The following is an 18,816-nucleotide window of genomic DNA, read 5'->3' as shown; positions in this document are numbered from 1 at the left end:
TGGTTCCGGCAGGGCATTGACGCGAAACCCGGACCATTCGCGGCCGGACCGCGGTTCGCCGGTCCGGCCGCATCCGGAGGGCTTGTGCTCACAGGTGTCCCGGTCCGGACAGCACCGCCTCCAGTGCCGCAGCCGTGGCCGGGTGGAGGGCCGCCAGCGCCGCGCCCCGCGGCTGGGGAACGGTGGTTTGCCAGGGCTCTTCGCAGCCCAGCAAGCTTGCCATCGCGTCGCACGTCGCGGGGTGGGCGGCGAGGAGCGTGCAGCCGTGGTCGGCGTCCGTGCGGCGTGCCACCCGTACGGCTTCCGTTCCCTGCGGTGCCCGCCATGGGGGCACCCACGCGTCCAGCGCCGCGAGCCGGCCGGGGAAGATTCTTCCGGCCTCACGGATCAGTAGCGGGGCCAGTTCGGCGCCGCCCGAGCGCAGGGTGGTGATCAGGGTCGGCAGCCACGGCAGGAGGACCGGGTCCGGCAGTCGGCCGAAGGCGTTCGACACCGCCTCCACGACGAAGTCGGTGAGGCCCGGGACGGGCTCCAGGGCGTGGACGAAGCCGCTCAGGTAGCGCGGATAGGCGGGTACCACCATGGGGTTGCTGAGCAGCTCGTCGCAGCGTGCCCGGAGCTCCGTGCGGCTCAGGTGCCCGAGCTGTACCTGGGCCGCCCACAGCAGGGCCGTCCTCGACGGGTCCTGCGGATGCGACTGGGCCACCGCCAGTTCCAGTTGGGTGCGGTCGCAGCCCAGGGACAGGGCCAGACTCTCCATGCTGAACAGGAATCCCAGCATCGCCGCCACTTGGCGGACGGTGGCGTCGTCGTCGGTGAACGCGGTCGGCAGCAGGGTGCAGTAGTGCGCGTAGCCGGTCTTGACGAAGGACTCGATCCATGGCGGCAGCACCGGCTCGCTGGTGCGGTAGTACGCCAGCAGCCGCCGGACCCGGCGCAGGACCTCCGGGGCGCCGTCGACGCTGCGCTCGGCCGACAGCACCTCCAGAGCGCGGGTGCCCAGTTCGTCGGCGATGCGGCGGCTCCGCAGGTACAGCGTCGCGTCCTCGACGGCTTCCAGGACGGTCGCTGCGGTGGCCTGTGGGCTGTAGGCCGTGCGGCGCAGGCGCTGTTCCAGGACCTGCTCGATGCTGACGCCCTCGTAGCCGAGCTCGATGAGCGCACGCTGGTGGGTGCCCAGCGCCACGTCCCATGACTCCTGGATCGGCCGCTCCCCCAGTTTCCGCTCGCCCATGATCGGTCGCGCGGCGCCGTGCGGCATCAGGTAGCGCAGCATCCACAGCACGTCGGAGCACTGCTCCAGTGCGGGCTGGGAGGTGATGTCCAGCAGTGCCCGCTGCACTCCTCGCTGCTGGAGCTTGAGGTTCAGCGGCGCGAGCCGGTCGTGCACGTCGCGGGCCAGCGGTGGCAGCGCGTCGTAGCCGACCTGGCCCACCCGGTCGCCACCCATCATGATCTCCACGAGCCGGCGCACGTCCCGCCGGCCGGGCACGGAGTCCTTCTCGATACAGGTGACCGCCGCGTGCTGGAAGTCGTACGGCGTGGGCCTGGCCCGGTCGCGCATGCCGGCCAGCAGGATCGACGTCTCGAACACCGCGATGGCGTCGGCGGTGGAGGCGAGATAGCCGTTGCGGCGCGCGGCGCGCACGATCTCCACCGACCAGCCGAGCAGTTCGGCCTCGTCCAGCCGGTCCAGAACGGGGGGCTGCCGCAGGAAGCCCGTCAGCTTGTCCGAGGCGGGGACCGCCGGCACGGGAGCCCCGGCCGCGATCTTCTTGGCCTTCGACGGCGCACCCGCCTGTCCTGTCAGCCGGTACGGTTGCACGCGCGTGCGCTTGACGTTCTTCGCCCAGACGGTCGCGGCGATCGACACCGAGCCTGCGGCGAGGCCGAACTGCGCCTCGATCGCCGCATGGCTGGACGGGATCAGCCCGTGCAGCCACTTGGTGGCACTGCGCGGGCTGATCTCGAAGGTGTCGGTGCCGTCGATACCGAACTCCGCGACGCGGCTGGCCGCGTGGAACGCACCGCAGACGTAAAGGCAGTCCGCGGGATCGGTGCCGGTCGCGGCCAGGTGTTCGCGCATCCTGGTCCACATGAACCGCTCACGGTCCTCGTCCACGCGCACCCGGTCGGCGTCGCCGGGTGCCAGCCGCCGGAAGAGGCTACCGATCAGCAGCATGACCTGGCGGTAGGTGTCGTGATCGCTGTCGCCGAGCGGCAGTTCGACGTACTGGTGCCACCACTCCGACCAGTGCCGCACCCGGCCGTGGCGCAGCAGGTGCTCCTCCAGTTCGGCGAACCGGGGCCGCAGGTCACCGATCTCCACACCGATGGCGTCGCCGTGCAGTACGGCTTCCTCCTCGGCGGGCGGCGCTTCCGGCGCTCCTGGATCAGCGCCGGGCTCGGCCGGGTGGTCCGCGCGCGCGTCCCACTGGAAGACGTGGTCGGAGGACCGGTCGACGAGGACCAGTTCGACGCCCGGGGTGTCCAGTGCGTAGGCGATCGCCTGGTACTCGGCCGAGGCTTCGGTGATCGGAGCGACCACCGACAGCGGTGACCACTCGGCAGGGAAGCCGCCGACCTCGGTGGCGAACGACTGGACCGCCACCGGAAGCCTGCAGTTGCGCAGTTCGGTCAGCAGCGGCGCCATGTCCTCGCACAGTTCCAGATACACGACCTTCGGCTGCTTCTCGCGCAGCCGGCGTGCCATCGCGATCGCCGAGGCGGGCGAGTGGTGGCAGACGGGGAAGATCTCGAGCGGCTCGCGCACGGCCCGGTCGACGTCGTCGACGATGCCGAGGAGGATGCCCTCGAGGGCGCCGGGTCCGTCGGCGAACGTCGCGGCCGTCTCCTGCAGTTGCGCGCGCAGCGCTTCGAAGGCCCCCTCGTGGGTGCCGCTCATGACAGGGTGGCGATCGCGTCGCGGCCGCCCTCCAGGAACTCCGGCCAGGATCCGCCCTCTTCCTTGCTGCGCGGCTCGACGACACCGTGCAGGTATTTGTTGAGGATCGCCAGGTCCTCGGGCTCCCGCCGGGCCAGTGACCCGACGAGCGAGGAGGCCAGCGTGCGTGCGGTCAGGGCGCGCTCGCCGAAGAAGTTGCTGTGCAGGATCGCATCCTCGAGCACGCCGATCTGTTCGGCGGTCGACAGCGCGGACTCCAGCTTCTCGTCGTCGCTGCCGGCCGCGGCCGCGGCGGCGCGCAGGTCGGCGAAGCTCTGCAGCAGCACGTCGAGCAGCGTCGGCGGCACGTCCAGTTCGAGCTGGTGGCGGTGGAGCAGTTCCTCGGTGCGGAAGCGGACGATCTCCGCCTCGCTCTTCCGGTTCGTCATCACGGGGATGCGGACGAAGTTGAAGCGGCGTTTGAGCGCCGAGGACAGATCATTGACGCCTCGGTCACGGCTGTTGGCGGTGGCGATGATCGAGAAGCCGGGCTTGGCGAAGACGATGTTGTCGCTGTCGAGTTCGGGAACGGAGATGTACTTCTCGGACAGGATCGAGATCAGCGCATCCTGGACATCACTGGTGGAGCGGGTGAGTTCCTCGAAGCGGCCGATGGCGCCGGTCTCCATCGCGGTCATGATCGGCGAGGGGATCATCGACTGCCGCGACTGACCCTTGGCGATGACCATGGACACGTTCCAGGAGTACTTGATGTGATCCTCGGTGGTGCCCGCCGTGCCCTGCACCACCAGCGTGGAGTTACGGCATATCGCGGTGGACAGCAGCTCGGCCAGCCAGCTCTTGCCGGTGCCGGGGTCGCCGATGAGCAGCAGACCGCGGTCGGAGGCCAGTGTGACGATGGAGCGCTCGACGAAGCTGCGGTCGCCGAACCACTTCTGCGAAATCTCCCGGTCCAGGCCGTCGGAACGCTCGGAGCCCAGGATGAACAGTCGGACCATCTTCGGGGACAGCCGCCAGGAGAAGGGCTTGGGGTTGTCGTCGATCGACTCCAGCCAGTCCAGCTCCTCGGCGTACTTGATCTCGGCGGGGGCGCGCAACAGGTCGGACATATGAGGGCCTTTCTAAGCGAGGAACGTCTTGAGTTCGTGGACCAGCTTGCTGATGTGACCGGAGACCACCGGCGTACCGAGGGCCTTGAAGCGCTCCCGGAACCAGGGGTTGACCTCCTGGCGTCCGGAGCTGGTCACCGAGCCGACCGGGATGAACTTCACGCCGGAGCGGTGCACCGCCTCGATGCCTTCGAACAGCGGCTGTGAGCGGTTGAATTCATAGAAGTCCGAGATCCACACCATCACGGTGTTCCGGGGCTCGGTGATCTTCGGGCGGGCCATGGCCATCGCGACGGGGCCGTCGTTGCCGCCCCCGAGGTTGGTCCGCAGCAGGGTCTCGAAGGGGTCGTGCACCCACGGTGTGAGATCGATGGCCCGCGTGTCGTACGCGATCAGATGGACGTCCACCTTCGGCAGGCCGGCGAAGATCGACGCCAGGACGGTGCAGTTCACCATCGAGTCGAGCATCGAACCGGACTGGTCCACGACGACGATCAGCCGCTGCGGCGTCGTCTTGCGGGCGGTGTGCCGGTAGTAGAGGCGGTCGACGTACAGCCGCTCGTCCTCCGGGCTCCAGTTGGTGAGGTTCTTCCAGATCGTGCGGTCGAGGTCGAGGTTGCGGAAGACCCGTTTGGGCGGGATCGAACGGTCCAGGGCGCCCACCGTGGCCTTCTCCACCTGGGTACGCAGCACTTCGGCGACCTCGTCGACGAAGCGGCGGATCAGGGACTTGGCGTTGGCGAGGGCCACGCCCGAGAGGTTGCTCTTGTCCCGCAGCAGCTGTTCGATCAGCGACATGCTGGGGGTCAGCTGCGCGGCGAGCGTGGGGTCGGCCAGTACCTCGCGCAGGTGCATCCGCTTGACGAGGTCGGCCTCGATGGCGCCGAGTTCCGGGCCGATCGCCGGAATGAGCCGGCTGAGATCGGGCGTCGTGCCCGGGCCGCCGGCTCCGGCCGGGCCGGCACCCCGTCCCGCGGCCTTCGCGCCGGCGCGGCCGCCGCGCAGCTCGCCGGGCCGGCAGCCGAGCGCGCGCTCCAGCCAGCCCGCGTCCGACTGCCAACGCGTCAACTGTCCTGCGGTGACAGTGCCGGAGCCGGAGGCGAAGACGTTGAGCAGCACCTTGGACACCAGCGCCGCACGCCGTACCTCGGCGGCGCGGTCGCGTGCACCATCGTCGTCCGGCCCTGGCACCATCAGTCCGTCGAACTCGGCGGCCAGCTCCGGGTGGCGCTGCACGACCGAGTCGACGGAAGCCTGCGGGTCCAGCAGCGCGGACGGCAGACCGATGTCCTCGACGACAGCGAGGCTCGACGATTCCAGCGAGGCCTGCTCCTCACCGTCGAAGAGACGGGCGAGGAGTCGCCAGTACAGGACCTGACGGCGGTTGTCGTCGGAATCCACCTCAGGGTTCTGTGCGTCCGGGTGCTCGGCCGAAGGCCCGCTGCCGGCGGTTCGCGCGGTCGCGTGCTCCGTCATTTCCGCAGCAACCTTCCGGCGCGCTCCCGCAGTACGGCCACGGCGTCGGTGGCGGCCTTCTCGGATCGGACGCCGGCCTTGTCGGTCGTGCCCCCGGCCCAGCCCCCGGCGTGGATCGCGACAGCCTTCTTCCGTACCGTCGTCTCGACGGCCAGGGGCTGGACGCGATACGTCCCGGCGTCCCAGCGGAGCAGTCCGATACAGGCACCGGACGCCGCGACGGCCTCGGGGGTAAGCGGACCGGCGGCCGGAATGCGGTCGGTGTCGACAGCGAGCGGATGACCGGCCACGGTGAACGTCAGTGCCTCGTCGTCCCGTTGGGCGGCGTACCCCTCGAGGAACACGGGGACGGCGATGCGCGCCGGGTGCCGGTCCATGGGCGCGGTTGCCGGGTCGATGGCGGTGGGCAGGGCGACGCGGGCCGTGGCGAAGGCGTCGGCGGGCTCGCTCGGGCGGGCGTGCTCATCGCTCCAGAGCAGGTCGCCCTCGGCGGTGACCGGCATCTCGGCGAGGTCCATGGAGCGGCCGTCGCTGACCGCTGCCAGCAGCGACATGTGCGGCCGGAGCAGCTGCCACAGTCCGGCTCCGACGACCGTGTCGGGCTTCGGCACCGACACACTGGCGCGCACCAGGCGCGGCGCGGTGCCGTCCGCCGGCTCGAACACCGCGTGGACCTGGGCCTGCACGGCGGTCGCGTGTTCCTGCACGTCGATGCCGAGGGGCAGCAGACGGCCGGTGACCGTCCCGGTGACCGGCGCGTCCGCCACACCGGGCAGAGTGAGCAGCATCGCGCGCGACCACAGGTCGCCCCAGCGGCGGGCCGGGATGCGTTCCAGGGCGGAGCCCGGGCAGGAAGCGGCGAGTTCGGCGGCGAGGCCGTCGAGGAGCGTGGCCAGGCGGCGCAGGGCCGGGTCGGGAAGCATCGCGGAGACGACATGCGCCGCTCCGGAGACCGTGTCGTGGTCGATGCCCTGCCACCCGGCGCGTGCCAGGTCGGACAGCCAGGACCGGGCGGCGGCCAGCAGGTTCGCCCCTTGCCGACCGCCGGGCGCCGGGGCGGTCTCCGCACCGCGGGGCCGGCCGGACGCCTCAGCGACGCGGGCCATCAGTGCGTCATGGACCGAGCCCAGCAGTGCGGTGCGGGCGGCGGCGAGGGCGACGAAGTGGTCCTCACCCGCGGATCCGGCCGCCGCCTTATCGGCCGCCTCGGCGACCCTGGCGGCCAGCGGCGTACCCGAGACGGCGTTGGCCAGTTCGGTCAGGCCGGCGGCCTGGGCGGGCTGGGGACGGAGCAGACCGGTGACGAGAGCCCGGTCGAACGCGTCGACGGCTGTCAGGGCTTCGTCGAGTCCGGCGATGTTCTCGACGAGCAGGTCGGCGCGCATCACGCCACCTGCCTGGTCGGCGGGAACCACTGCATCTCCGGCAACGGCGCGGTGGTCGGGGCGAGTTCCAGGTAGGCCAGGTGACGCAGGAACCGGCTGAAGACGGGCGCCGCGGCCTTGGTGTCCGCCTGCGGCGGACGTGTGGAGCTCATCGCGGCGGTGATGGTCTGCGCGCCGATGTCCCCGTCCGCGATGTCGACCCGCAGGTAGCGGGCGACGCGGTCGGCACCGTACTGAAGCACCGCCTCGTTGATCAGGGCCTGGATGTGGTTGCAGAACGAGCCCCGAGCGCCCCCGCACGGCCGGTTGTTGTTGGTGCTGCACGCGAACGCGTAGGTCCCGGCCGCGACCGACGAGACATAGACCCGCTCGATGTCCGAGCCGCTGGACACCACACCCTGCAGGCGTCCGTCGGCCAGTTCGACGAACGGCACCTTGGCGAGCTTGCGCGGCCGCGAGGGTGCCGTCACCCGCGCCGTGCTCGACCTCTCCCAATCTGACAACTCACCGTCTCCTATGCACCAGAAGGCCTTCCGCACCAGATCGGCGGGATGCGACTGAACATAGTGGCGATCACTGACAACGCTGATCGCGGACGCACAGGGGGCGGTCCGCGCCGCAGTGAGAACGCGTTGACGCCGCGGAGTTGTTCAGGCGCCCGGCCGGCCGGCGTTCCACCCGTGTTCGAGGAGCTCGAAGGCGCGGATGAGCGCCTGGTGGGAGTCGGCCTGCCCGCGCACGGCGCGGGGGGCTTCGAGGGCGAAGTGGGCGAGGGCGGCGCACGTCGGATCGGCGGCTGGGGCTCCGGCCTCCTCGGCGATCGCGTGGGCGAGGGCGGTTTCGTGGCGCAGCCACATGCTCTGGCCGTAGTCGCGCAGGGCGGGGGTGCTGTCCACGAGGTTGCTGAAGGCGGCGAAACGGCCGTCGGTGTCGGCGGCGACGATCCGGTGGCGCAGGGCGTGCTCGCACAGCGCCGCGGGAATCGACTGGCCGTCGGCCCGTTGACGCACAGCGGCCAGCAGGAGTGCTTCCTGGTCGGTCTCCTCGTCGAAGACGAGGGCCTCCTTGACCGGGAAGTGCTTGAACAGCGTCGTGGTGGACACATCGGCCGCGTCCGCGATCTCCCGGATGCCGACCTGGTCGTATCCGCGCTCGAGGAACAGACGCAGGGCCGCATCGGCGAGCGCCTGACGGGTGGCGGCCTTCTTGCGCTCGCGGCGTCCTGTCGGCGCCTGCTGCGGAGTGCCGGTCGTCGTTTCGGTCATGCCGGCACTCTACTCCTAAGTTGAACAACTGCAAAAGTTGTACCGTTGCAGTTATTGAGTTGATGTGCTCTTCTGGATGAGGGCCGCGTGACACTCCCCGGCTCCTGAACCCCTTCTCCCGCGCTTCCCCACCCCTCGCACCCATCCGCACAGCGAACGGAGCACACCCATGAACACCACCACCCCTCGCATAGCGATCATCGGCGCCGGCCCCGGCGGCCTCGTCTGCGCCCGCATCCTCCAGCAGCACGGCCTGACCCCCACCGTCTACGACCTGGACGCCTCCCCCACCGCCCGCAACCAGGGCGGCACCCTCGACATGCACCCCGAATCCGGCCAACACGCACTGCGCGCAGCCGGTCTCCTGGAGGAGTTCCTCACCCTGGCCCGCCCCGAGGGCCAGCAGGTGCGGCTGGTCAGCCGCGACGGACGCGTCCTGTTCGACGCCGCCCCGCCCGGGACCGACCCCGAAGTGGGCAACCCCGAGATCGACCGTGGCCAGTTGCGCGACCTGCTGCGCGACTCCCTCAAGCCGGACACCGTGCGATGGGGACACCAGCTCACCCGCGCCGCATCACTCGGCGACGAGGGCACCCACCGCCTGCACTTCACCGACGGCACCACCGCGGAAGTCGACCTCGTCATCGGCGCCGACGGCGCCTGGTCGAAGGTCCGCCGGCTCCTGTCCGACGCCCTGCCCGTCTACACCGGCGTCACCTTCGTCGAGGCCGGCCTCGACGAGGCCGACATCCGCCATCCCCAGCTCGCCGCCCTCACCGGCGACGGCACGATGCTGGCCCTCGACAACAACCAGGGGGTCATCGCCCAGCGCACCAGCGGCGGACACATCCGCACCTACCTCGGCATGCGCACCGACGAGAACTGGCACCAGCTTGCCGGACTCGACCTGACCGACGCCACCGCCGTACGCGAGGCCCTCCTCAAGGAGTTCGCCGGCTGGAGCCCCGACCTGCTCGCCTTCATCACCGACACCGACACCGGCTACGCCAACCGCCCTCTGTACGCCCTGCCCGTCCCCCACACCTGGCGCCACACCCCCGGCGTCACCCTGCTCGGCGACGCCGCCCACCTCATGTCCCCCTTCTCCGGCCTGGGCGCCAACCTCGCCATGCTCGACGGCGCCGACCTCGCCCGCGCCGTCATCAGGCACCCCACCATCGACGACGCGATCACCGCCTACGAGGACGTCCTGCTGCCCCGTTCCGTCGAAGCCGCCGAAGGAGCGGCGGAGGGCATCGACGGAGCCTTCGCTCCCGACAGCGCCGACCAGACGCTCGCCCACATGACCCAACACCACTGACGAACCAACCGAACCACAGCAGGGATCAAGCCGATGACCACCTTCGGCCATCATCGGACACGGCGGATCGCGGACTGATTCCGGCGGGAGAGCCCGCAGTCAGTCGATGGAGAGCTCGCCCATCGCACTCCAGCCGGTCGCGTCTTCGATCGTCGTGCTCACGATGTCGGGCGTACGGCGCAGCAGGGGGCGCATGTGCTCCAACGCCGCCCGGAAATGATCGGAGTTCACGTGCGCTGCGGCCGCGTCGTTCTGGAATGCCTCCACCAGAACGTAAGTGTTGGGCTCTTCGAGGCTGCGCGACCACTCGAACCACAGATTGCCCGGCTCGGCCCGGGTGCCACTGGTGAAGGCGTCGACGTGCGTCGGCCACTCATCCGCATACTCGGGCTTCACGGGGAACTTGACGACAATAAAGATCATCCGGTGATTTTAGGTCATCCAGAACATCCTGCGCCGGGACACGCTCCTACCGGGATACCCCAGGACATCCGGACAGTGGCAGAGCGGCGGAAGGACCAGGGCGCCTGAGCAGGCTGGTCTTCACGGTCGCCTGGGGACGGCGGTCAGGGACGGCGGCGCCGGCCTGCCGGACGTGCCGCCGGTGACCGGCCCCATCGTGTCGTCCCTCTTCCAGGGGCCGACACCCAGCTTCCCTGTCGAGCCCAGGTCGAGTTCGGGGATCACCGTCATCGGAGCGGCACCGGGCTTCGCCCACACCCTCACGTACGGGGCGTTCACCGGATCGCCGGCGCCGGCTTCGTAGGTGTTGCGCCAGACCATATCGGCGTAAGCGCTCTCGCCCGGCTTCAGGACCAGTGGCTGGGGCACCCCGTCGGCTCCGGAGCTCGCGGTGATCGCGCTGCCGCCATGGAGGACCTTCACGCTGCTGACGGGCTTGTGGCCCTCGTCGAGGATCTGAAGCTGCGGGTAGCCGTTGAGCCGGTAGGTCTGCGTACCGCAGTTCCGCAGGTGGAGACCGACGGCGCGCAGTCCCATGGCGGCGTCGCCCTTGTCGACGTACACGCTCACTCCCGAGAGCGGACAGACGCCACCCGCCGGGGCCGCTTCGGCGGTGGGGACGCTCCTGACCTTGGTGATCCGCACGCCTGCCTTACCCTTGGCCTTCCCGTCCGTATGCGAGTGCATCGTGTCGACAGCGAAGACCCGCTTCACGGACCGACCCGGTGCGACGGACGGAACCGTCTGCTCCATGGACGACGGTTCCCTGCCGGAGTCCGACAGGAACGCGAAAGCGATCGTGTAGGTGAAGGGTTCGGCCCCGTGGTTGGTGACCTCGAACTCGGCGCAGGCGCTGGAACCGCTGCTGAATCCCGTGATCCTCACTCCGTCCTTCTCGAGACCGGAAGGGGATCCAGGCGGCGCCATATCGCTGGGCGCGACCCACGTGTCGGAGGACCGCGCCCCGCAGGAGGCTGTGCTGGCGGGATCCGTGGAGTCGGCCCCCTCCGCCCGTGGCGAGCCGTCGCCCGACGAGGCGACCCTCTGCGTTCCGCAAGCCGTGAGCACAAGAACGCCGGCGACGACGAGGGGAAGGGTGAGGGAGACGCTACGCATTCGGTGAGTCGATCAGGCCTGGACCGGGTCAGCCATGACGGGAGTCACAGCGGTGGTAACAGGCCTGTCACAGAAGGGAGGAGCCGCTCGGAGAGGGGCCTGACGAGGAGCCGGCCGTGCTCGCGGACCTGAGCTGAATCCGGTCGCGAAGGTAGTGTGAGCGGCTTGTGCCTGTTCGGGCGACCTCGTAGGAAAGAGAGTCAGACCATGGCCGCGCCTTACCCGCCGATCGAACCCTACGACCACGGCATGCTCCCCACCGGGGACGGCAACCTCGTCTACTGGGAGGCCTGCGGCAACCCCGACGGCAAGCCCGCCCTGGTCGTCCACGGCGGCCCCGGTTCGGGCTGCTCGACCGGCCGCCGCAGCTCCTTCGACCCGGAGCGCTACCGGATCATCCTCTTCGACCAGCGGGGATGTGGACGCAGCACACCCCACGCAAGCGATCCGGCCGCCGACATGGACCTCAACACCACCGAACACCGGATGGCCGACATGGAGCAGTTGCGCGAGCATCTCGGTGTCGAACGGTGGCTGCTCTTCGGCAGCTCCTGGGGTTCCACGCTCAGCCTCGCCTACGCCGAGCGGTACCCGGAACGAGTTTCGGAGATCGTCCTCGTCGCCGTCACCAGCACTCGTCGCACCGAGATCGACTGGCTCTACCGGGGTGTGGGCCGCTTCTTCCCCGAGGCCTGGGAGCGGTTCCGCGACGGTGTTCCCACGGCCGACCGCGACGGTGACCTCGTCGGGGCGTACGCACGCCTCATGAACAACCCCGACCTGAACGTACGGACCAAGGCCGCGCTCGACTGGTGCGCCTGGGAGGACGCGGTCCTGTCCGCGGAACCCAACGGCGCGCCCACCCCGTACAGCGACAGGCCGCCCCTCGCCATGCTCGCCTTCGTCCGGATCTGCGCGCACTACTTCGCACACGGAGCCTGGCTGGAGGAGGGCCAGTTGATCCGCGACGCGGGACGTCTGGCGGACATCCCCGGCGTCCTCATCCACGGCCGCCTCGACATGAGCGGACCGCTGGACACGGCCTGGGAACTCAGCCGCGCCTGGCCCGGCTCGGAACTGATCGTCATCGACGACTCGGGGCACAAGGGCAGCGCCACGATGAGCGCTGCACTGTACGAGACCTTCGAGCGGTTCGCGCCACGATGACCTCAACTGGCCCGGCTGAGCCCGCCGGCCTGGCCGGGCCGGCGTGCATCGCGGCCAGGCCCCATGGTCAACGACCGGCGCTGTACGGGCCGTTCAGTACCGCACCGGGAGAGCGAGCAGTCCCCGGGCCCGCATCGAGGGCCGCCACCGCAGAGTGTCGGGTGGAACGTCGAGGGCGAGGTGGGGAAAGCGGTCGAGGAGCGCGATGAGGGCGATCTCGGTCTCCATGCGGGCCAGTGGCGCGCCGAGGCAGTAGTGGATGCCGTGCCCGAGGGCGAGGTGGCCGGTGGCGTCGCGGGTGATGTCGACGTGGTCGGGATCGGCGAACTGGCCGGGGTCACGGTTCGCCGCGGCCAGGGACAGCAGGACGGTCTCGCCGGCCGGGATCGTGACACCGCCGATGGTGATGTCCTCCAGTGGGAAGCGACGGATCGCCAGCGGTGCGGGCCCGTCGTACCGGGCGAGCTCCGCGACCGCGCCGCCGACCCGGCCCGGTTCCGCCCGCAGCGCTTCGAGTTGGTCGGGGGCGGTCAGCAGGGCCAAGGTGGCGTTGCCGATGAGGTGGATGGTGTTTTCGTAGCCGGCGAACAGGATGAGGAAGACCAGTGACATCAACTCGTCCTCGCTGAGCCGGTCCTCGTCGCCCTCCCCGGCCCCGGAGCGGTCCTGGTGGCTCTCGTCCCGTGCGGCGATCATCGCGGAGAGCAGGTCGTCGGCGGGGTGGGACCGCTTGGCGGCGATCAGGTGGGTGAAGTACCCCAGCATGCTCCCGACCGCTTCCTTGGCGCGCGAGGGCTGGGCGGGGTCCGGCGTGATGAGGGCGTCGGTCCAGGACCGGAAGTCCTGGCGGTCGGCCGGGGCCACCCCGAGCAGGTCGCAGATGACGGTGATCGGCAGTGGGGCCGCGTACGAGGCGATCAGATCGGTACGACCGTGCGGGGCGATGGCGTCCAGCAGGTCGTCGGCGATCCGCCGGATCGGGGCGCGCAGCTCCTCGATCCGGCGGGGCGTGAACGCCTGCGAGACCAGCCGGCGGATACGGGTGTGGTCCGGCGGGTCCATGTTCAGCAGGTTCGCGTCCAACGCGGGCGGCAGGGCGAGTCCTTGGTAGCCGCCGGGCCGCGCGTTGCGCTTGTCCAGAGCGAGCCGCGGATCCGCCAGCGCCCGGCGCACATCGGCGTAGCGGGTGATCAGCCAGGCCGGCAGTCCGTCCGTACCGGTGATCCGGTGAACGGGCCCGGCCTCGCGCAACCGCGCGTACACGGCGTGCGGATCGTCGATCAGCTCGGCGGGGTCAAAGGACTGCGGAGGGCCGGACGTTGTGGTGGGCATGAACCCACCCTAGATTCCCCACCTCGCCATCTCACGCCCGGTAGCGCACCGAACTACCGCCTGCACAGGCGACCTGCGACGGCCCTGTGGACGGAGCAGTTCGGGATGTCCCGGAAACCCGACCGGTGGACGAGCGCTTCGTTCAAGACCGGGTGGCACCGTGCGATCGAGACTGCCCGCATGACCGAACGAACCTTCACCCCAGCACTGGGCCGCGTCGCCCGGGTGCGGGTGCGGGGGCGGGTGCGGCACCGGAATGGCGGGTCGGCATGGGGGACGCGCTGGTGGAGGTCCTCGGCGCGGATGTGGCGAGCACCGTGGTCTCCAGCCTGGCCCTTCACCAATGTCCGGTCGTGATGAAGGGGCGAAGGCGCTGGGGTGACAGCCCGGCCGTCGCGGCGAGGCCCGGCATCGGAACTTTCCGCTCCGCCAGTGTGTTCATCGCCTTCACCAGCCGGGCATCGAGCTCGGCCGACGGAAGCGCACCGGCGGCACTGATGTCCTTCTCGCTGAGGCCGCGCAGCTCGGGGGCCGGGGTGATGCCGTTGCCGCAGCGGTCGCGCAGCCGGTCCGCGAACGCGCAATGCGGCTCGATGAAGAAAGTGACCAGGGTCGTCATCGCCAGGATGCGATGCCGCGTCATCGGCGGCACGATCAGCGCCTTGGCGCGGTGGTGGGTGCCGTAAGCGTCCATCATGGTCACCTCGCCCTGGACGGCGATGGCGACTTGGAAGGCGGCGTGGGCATGCAGCGAGCCCGCCGCCGACGGGCCCCGGTACACGGCGTTGCCCTCGCGGATGGCGAATCCCGGCACCATCTCCTCCCCCACCTCCACACCCTCGATACTGCCAGGCAGACACGACACCAGCGGACGGGTCCTGGAGATGGTGTCCTGTCCGGGGCCTGCCCCTAGTTCTGCTGGGTCTCCACGAGACCTGACTCGTAGGCGGCGATCACCGCTTGGGCGCGGTCCCGGACGCTGAGCTTGTCGAAGATGCTGGTGATGTAGTTCTTGACGGTGGAGACGGTGATGTCCAGCGCGCGGGCGATCTCCGCGTTGTCGAGGCCGGTGGCGATCAGGCGCCACACCTCGACCTCGCGGGGCGTGAGTTCATTGAGGCTGATCGGTGGCTTCTGCGGACGGTGCGGGGCTCTGACGTAGGTGGAGATGAGCCGGGTGAGCAGCCGGGGCGCGACGGTGGCCTCACCCGCGTGGACGATGTGGATCGCCGCGACGAGTTCCTCCGGGGAGATGTCCTTGGGCAGGAATCCGTAGGCGCCGGCGCGGAGCGCGCCCACGACGTACTCGTCCATGTCGAAGGTGCTCAGGGCCAGCACACGGCAGTCGGGGAGCGCGGCGGCGAGCTGCTCGGTCGCCTGGACACCGTCGAGGACGGGCATCCGGATGTCCATCACGACGACGTCCGGCCGGAAGCGGTGCGCGAGGGCGACGGCCTGTTCGCCGTCCTCAGCTTCGGCCACCACCTCGAACGCCGGGTCGGGGGAGAGGATGAGTGCCAGGCCGCGCCGTACCAGCGGCTGGTCGTCGGCGATCAGCACGCTGATCTTCTGCTGCGGGACTGCGCTCATCGGAGGAGTTCCGCTCTCTCATCCGCTGCCAGTGGCAGGCTGGCCGCCACCCTGAATCCGCCGCCGTCCAGCCCGCCGGTCTCCAGGGTGCCGCCCTGCAGGGCGACACGTTCGTGCATGCCGATCAGCCCGTAGCCGGTACGGGACGCCGCTGCCGTTTCCAGCGCTCCCACGGGCACCAGCGCGCCCGCGCCGTCATCGAGGACCTCGACGTCGACGCGGTCCGGGAGATACGTCAGCTGTACCGACGCGCGGGCCCGGCCGGCGTGTTTGCGAGCGTTGGTGAGTGCTTCCTGTACGACCCGGAACACGGTGAGCCCGACGGTCGGCGGCAGTGGTCTCTCCTGGCCGCAGACCCGGAACTCGGTGGGCAGGCCGGCCAGCCGGGACTCGGTGACGATACGGTCGATGTCATCGGCTCCGGGTTGGGGTGCGTGCGGCGCGAGCTCCGGTTCGTCGCCTGCGCGCAGGACGTCGAGGAGCTGGCGCATCTCGCCCAGGGCCATCCGCCCGGAGGACTCCAGGGTGAGCAGCGCGTCCCGCGCGGCTTCGGGGTTGCCCGCGAGGTTGGCTCGTGCCCCGCCGGCCATCAGCTGCATGGTGGTGATGTGGTGGGCCACGATGTCGTGCAGTTCCCGGGCGATGCGACGCCGTTCGTCGGCCACCGCTCGGTCGGCCAGCAACCTGCGGGTCGCCGCGACCTCCTGTTGCCAGCGGCTGACCACGATCGCCGTTATGACGACGATAAGGACGGCGAGGACATTGGCAAGGACGTCCGTCCTCGACGTGGTCCGCCCGAAACTCTGACTCAGCAGCGTCAGGAGCACCGTCACGATGGACACCACCGCTGTCATCGGACCGGAGCAGACTCGGGCCGCCGAGTACAGGCCCACCGTGATGACCGCTCCGAAGTGGCTCGGCAGCGACGAGGACAGATTCAGCACCGCGGTGAAGGCCAGCACGGCGATGAACGCCGGCATCGGATGGCTACGGCGGGCCAGCAGCGGCAGAGCGGACAGGACGACGAGAAGGACTCCAGGGACCGTGACGGAACCGTCCTCGGTCTGGCTGCCGATCAGGTAACCGAGAAGGTCCACGACTGCGGCCCCGACGGCAACGAGCCCGTCGTTGCGCGTCCACGGCAGCGCGCCGGGAATCAGTGGCGCGGTGTACCGGCGCGTTCGCATGGTGCCCCTCCCTGTTCTCGGCCCTCCGGGTGCTCCCCCGGGCGGACGACCTGCTGGCTGATCCATTCTCGCATCGGGCCGAGGGCCGGACATTCCCCCTGCGGCTGATCTTCGACCAGGACCACGGTCCTGGTCGGGGAGCATTGCCGGACCCCGGACCCCTGATCGTGTTCATCCTCTGCTCGGACGATCTCCAGGGCCCCCGCGTGATGGTCTGGAAACCGGCCGGGATCCCCCGGCGATGAAGTCCATTTGCCGGAGGACACAGTGATCCGCGCCCTGACCGGATTCTCCACCAGAAACCCGTGGAAGGTCATCGCCGTCTGGGCGGTGCTGGGTATCGTTCTGACCGCTCTGAGTTCGACGTTGATCTATCGGGTCACCCAGAACCAGACCGGGGATTTCCTGCCCAAGACGTATGACTCGGCCGCCGCGCTGAAAATCGCCGAGGACCAATTCGGGGTGAAATCCGACGCCAATACGGTCACCGTGCTCGTCGCCCGACCGGACGGCAAGGCCCTTACCGCGGCGGACCAGCAGCGGGTCGGCGCCGAGGCCGAGAAACTCGGCCGGCACCGGGTCACCATGCCAAAACCCAAGGACGGCGGACCGTCCTTCCTGCTCAAGGACTATTCACAAACGCCCCGGGTCACCCCGGCCATGATGGCGCCCGACCGGAGTTTCGAGCTGCTCTCCGCAGAGCTGGTCGGCAATTCCACGGCCCCCGGAATGCAGGACCTCTACCGGGCCTTCCGGGATGACGCCCGCGCGCAATTCACCGACGCGGGAATGCGCACCGGATTCACTGGCGGCCTGGCCGACACCGTCGACACCACCGACGCCGGTGAGACCGCCTCGAAGATCACGTCGATGCTCGTCATCGGGCTCATCGTGCTGCTCAATGTGCTGGTCTTCCGCAGCGTTCTCGCGGCATTGCTGCCACTGCTCGCCGTCGTCTTCATCGGCGGTGCGGCGTCGGGTGCCGTCGTCGGCGCCGCGATGCTCACCGGAATCAAACTGGACCCGGGCACCCCCTCACTGATCAGTGTGGTCCTGCTCGGCATCGGCACCGACTACCTGCTGTTCCTGCTGTTCCGCTTCCGCGAACAGCTGCGGGCGCACCCGGAGCAGAACGCCCGCACGGTGGCCGGTGAGGTATCCGGCCGAGTGGGCAACGCCATCACCTCGGCGGCGCTGACCATCGTGGCCGCCTTCGCCACACTCGGGGTTGCGTCCTTCGGACAGTTCCGGGTGCTCGGTCCGGCCATCGCCGTCTCGGTCCTGGTCATGCTGCTGGGCAGTCTCACCTTGATGCCGGCCATGCTGGCGGCAGCCGGCCGCAAGATGTTCTGGCCCTCCCGGGCCCTCAAGCGCGAGCCCCGTCCGGGCTCTGCCGCCCGCTTGGGCGACCTGGTCGCACGCCGGCCGCTGATGATGCTCGTCGCCTCCGTCGTCATGCTGGGCGCGCTGTCCGCCGGGCTGGTCGGGATCCGGATGGACTACGGCCTGCACAACGGAGGACCGCAGACCGCGGCCGCGACCACCGCCACCGAGATCTCCCGTGCCCTGCCGGCCGGCGTATCGGACCCGACGAGCGTCTTCGTCACCGCCAAGGACGGCGGCACCCTGCGCTCGGACCGGCTCGACGCCCTCTCGCAGGCGCTCACCAAGGTCAAGGGCGTGGGCCAGGTGGGCAAGACCACCCTGAACCAGGACCACCGCGCCGCTCGGATCGACCTCTACCTGACAGCGGATCCGCAGAGCCAGCAGGCTCGTGACCTGGTCTCCGGGCCGGTCCGGGATACGGTCGCCGCGCACACACCCACCGGTTTGACAGCACATGTCGGCGGGACGGCAGCGATCTTCGCCGACATATCGACCGCGGTCGACCATGACCTGAAGATCGTGTTCCCGGTCGCGGCCGTGCTGATCTCTCTGATCCTGCTCGTGCTGCTGCGAAGCCTGCTCGCGCCGATGATCCTCATGCTCTCCGTCGGCCTCGGCTTCGCCGCCACCCTCGGCGCCTCCACCCTGCTGTTCCAGCACCTGTTGAACAAGCCGGGCGTCGCCTTCACCCTGCCCCTGGTGCTGTTCCTGTTCGTCGTCGCGCTGGGCACCGACTACAACATCCTGATCAGCGACCGCATACGGGAGGAGATGGAACGGCCGGGACCGGCCCGCGCAGCCGTGGCCCGTGCCGTACGACACACCACGCCGGCCATCGCGACCGCGGGGCTGGTACTGGCCGGCTCCTTCGCGAGTCTCGCGGCCACTCCGTCGAGCCAGCAGGTCGGCTTCGCGACAGCCCTCGGCATCATGCTCTCCGCGTTCGTCCTGTCGATCGTGCTGGTGCCCGCACTGGCCGCCCTGCTCGGCCGCAGCATCTGGTGGCCGGTCCGCCCCGGCAAGCACGCAAGCCGTCACCCGCAACACCACACGAACGTGCCGACGCAGGAGCGTGACCGGATCCCGTCCTACTGACCGTGCAATCCACGGTGTCC

General features: G+C 69.8%; 15 protein-coding genes. 3 read left to right on the top strand and 12 right to left on the bottom strand.

Going from position 1 to position 18,816, the window contains the following annotated elements:
* Positions 1 to 88: 88 nt before the first annotated feature.
* The 6 genes from C8250_RS39655 to C8250_RS39630 all read right to left on the bottom strand — a co-directional run bounded on the left by C8250_RS39655 (position 89) and on the right by C8250_RS39630 (position 8,140).
* Entirely contained in the window at positions 89 to 2,905 is a 2,817-nt protein-coding gene (locus C8250_RS39655) for a DUF5682 family protein (protein WP_138355396.1), read from the bottom strand.
* A complete protein-coding gene (locus C8250_RS39650; protein WP_138355395.1) occupies positions 2,902 to 4,014 on the bottom strand; it encodes an AAA family ATPase in 1,113 nt (370 codons plus the stop codon). Before C8250_RS39650 ends, C8250_RS39655 begins: the two co-directional genes overlap by 4 nt.
* A 12-nt stretch (positions 4,015 to 4,026) precedes the next feature.
* Positions 4,027 to 5,490 (bottom strand): VWA domain-containing protein, encoded by a 1,464-nt coding sequence (locus tag C8250_RS39645; protein ID WP_187145170.1) that lies wholly within the window; start codon positions 5,488 to 5,490, stop codon positions 4,027 to 4,029.
* The gene (locus C8250_RS39640; RefSeq protein ID WP_138355394.1) at positions 5,487 to 6,905 is read right to left on the bottom strand and encodes a hypothetical protein; all 1,419 of its coding nucleotides are present in this window, start codon (positions 6,903 to 6,905) and stop codon (positions 5,487 to 5,489) included. Before C8250_RS39640 ends, C8250_RS39645 begins: the two co-directional genes overlap by 4 nt.
* Positions 6,875 to 7,378 carry a hypothetical protein gene (locus C8250_RS39635; RefSeq protein WP_138355393.1) on the bottom strand — a complete coding sequence of 168 codons (504 nt, stop codon included), beginning with the start codon at positions 7,376 to 7,378 and terminating at the stop codon, positions 6,875 to 6,877. Before C8250_RS39635 ends, C8250_RS39640 begins: the two co-directional genes overlap by 31 nt.
* A gap of 147 nt (positions 7,379 to 7,525) precedes the next feature.
* The gene (locus C8250_RS39630; RefSeq protein WP_138355392.1) at positions 7,526 to 8,140 is read right to left on the bottom strand and encodes a TetR/AcrR family transcriptional regulator; all 615 of its coding nucleotides are present in this window, start codon (positions 8,138 to 8,140) and stop codon (positions 7,526 to 7,528) included.
* Between the two features lie 169 nt (positions 8,141 to 8,309).
* Between C8250_RS39630 and C8250_RS39625 the strand changes: the two genes are divergently transcribed.
* Positions 8,310 to 9,461: an NAD(P)/FAD-dependent oxidoreductase gene (locus tag C8250_RS39625; protein WP_138355391.1), complete on the top strand. Its 1,152-nt coding sequence runs from the start codon at positions 8,310 to 8,312 to the stop codon at positions 9,459 to 9,461.
* Positions 9,462 to 9,560: 99 nt separating this feature from the next.
* Here C8250_RS39625 and C8250_RS39620 read toward each other — a convergent pair whose 3' ends face one another.
* Positions 9,561 to 9,884 (bottom strand): putative quinol monooxygenase, encoded by a 324-nt coding sequence (locus C8250_RS39620; RefSeq protein WP_138355390.1) that lies wholly within the window; start codon positions 9,882 to 9,884, stop codon positions 9,561 to 9,563.
* 120 nt (positions 9,885 to 10,004) lie between these two features.
* A complete protein-coding gene (locus C8250_RS39615; RefSeq protein WP_331284057.1) occupies positions 10,005 to 10,808 on the bottom strand; it encodes a DUF4232 domain-containing protein in 804 nt (267 codons plus the stop codon).
* A gap of 438 nt (positions 10,809 to 11,246) precedes the next feature.
* On the opposite strand from C8250_RS39615, the gene pip reads away from it, so the two are divergent.
* Positions 11,247 to 12,206, top strand: a complete 960-nt coding sequence (gene pip, locus C8250_RS39610) for a prolyl aminopeptidase (protein ID WP_138355388.1) — start codon at positions 11,247 to 11,249, stop codon at positions 12,204 to 12,206.
* A 93-nt stretch (positions 12,207 to 12,299) separates the two neighbouring features.
* Here pip and C8250_RS39605 read toward each other — a convergent pair whose 3' ends face one another.
* From C8250_RS39605 to C8250_RS39590, 4 genes are all read right to left on the bottom strand, one after another.
* The gene (locus C8250_RS39605) at positions 12,300 to 13,538 is read right to left on the bottom strand and encodes a cytochrome P450 (RefSeq protein WP_138355387.1); all 1,239 of its coding nucleotides are present in this window, start codon (positions 13,536 to 13,538) and stop codon (positions 12,300 to 12,302) included.
* A gap of 337 nt (positions 13,539 to 13,875) precedes the next feature.
* Complete coding sequence (locus C8250_RS39600; protein WP_138355386.1) at positions 13,876 to 14,367, bottom strand: hypothetical protein; 492 nt, start codon at positions 14,365 to 14,367, stop codon at positions 13,876 to 13,878.
* An 80-nt stretch (positions 14,368 to 14,447) separates the two neighbouring features.
* Complete coding sequence (locus C8250_RS39595) at positions 14,448 to 15,128, bottom strand: response regulator transcription factor (RefSeq protein ID WP_138355385.1); 681 nt, start codon at positions 15,126 to 15,128, stop codon at positions 14,448 to 14,450.
* Positions 15,125 to 16,315: a sensor histidine kinase gene (locus tag C8250_RS39590; RefSeq protein ID WP_138355384.1), complete on the bottom strand. Its 1,191-nt coding sequence runs from the start codon at positions 16,313 to 16,315 to the stop codon at positions 15,125 to 15,127. Before C8250_RS39590 ends, C8250_RS39595 begins: the two co-directional genes overlap by 4 nt.
* Positions 16,316 to 16,567: 252 nt before the next feature.
* Here C8250_RS39590 and C8250_RS39585 point away from each other — a divergent pair, with 252 nt between their 5' ends.
* A complete protein-coding gene (locus tag C8250_RS39585; protein ID WP_244809684.1) occupies positions 16,568 to 18,796 on the top strand; it encodes an MMPL family transporter in 2,229 nt (742 codons plus the stop codon).
* The last annotated feature ends 20 nt before the right edge of the window (positions 18,797 to 18,816 follow it).

This window comes from Streptomyces sp. So13.3 (assembly GCF_005860785.2).
Lineage (GTDB): Bacteria > Actinomycetota > Actinomycetes > Streptomycetales > Streptomycetaceae > Actinacidiphila > Actinacidiphila fildesensis.
This window is presented reverse-complemented; position numbering and strand designations above follow the sequence as displayed.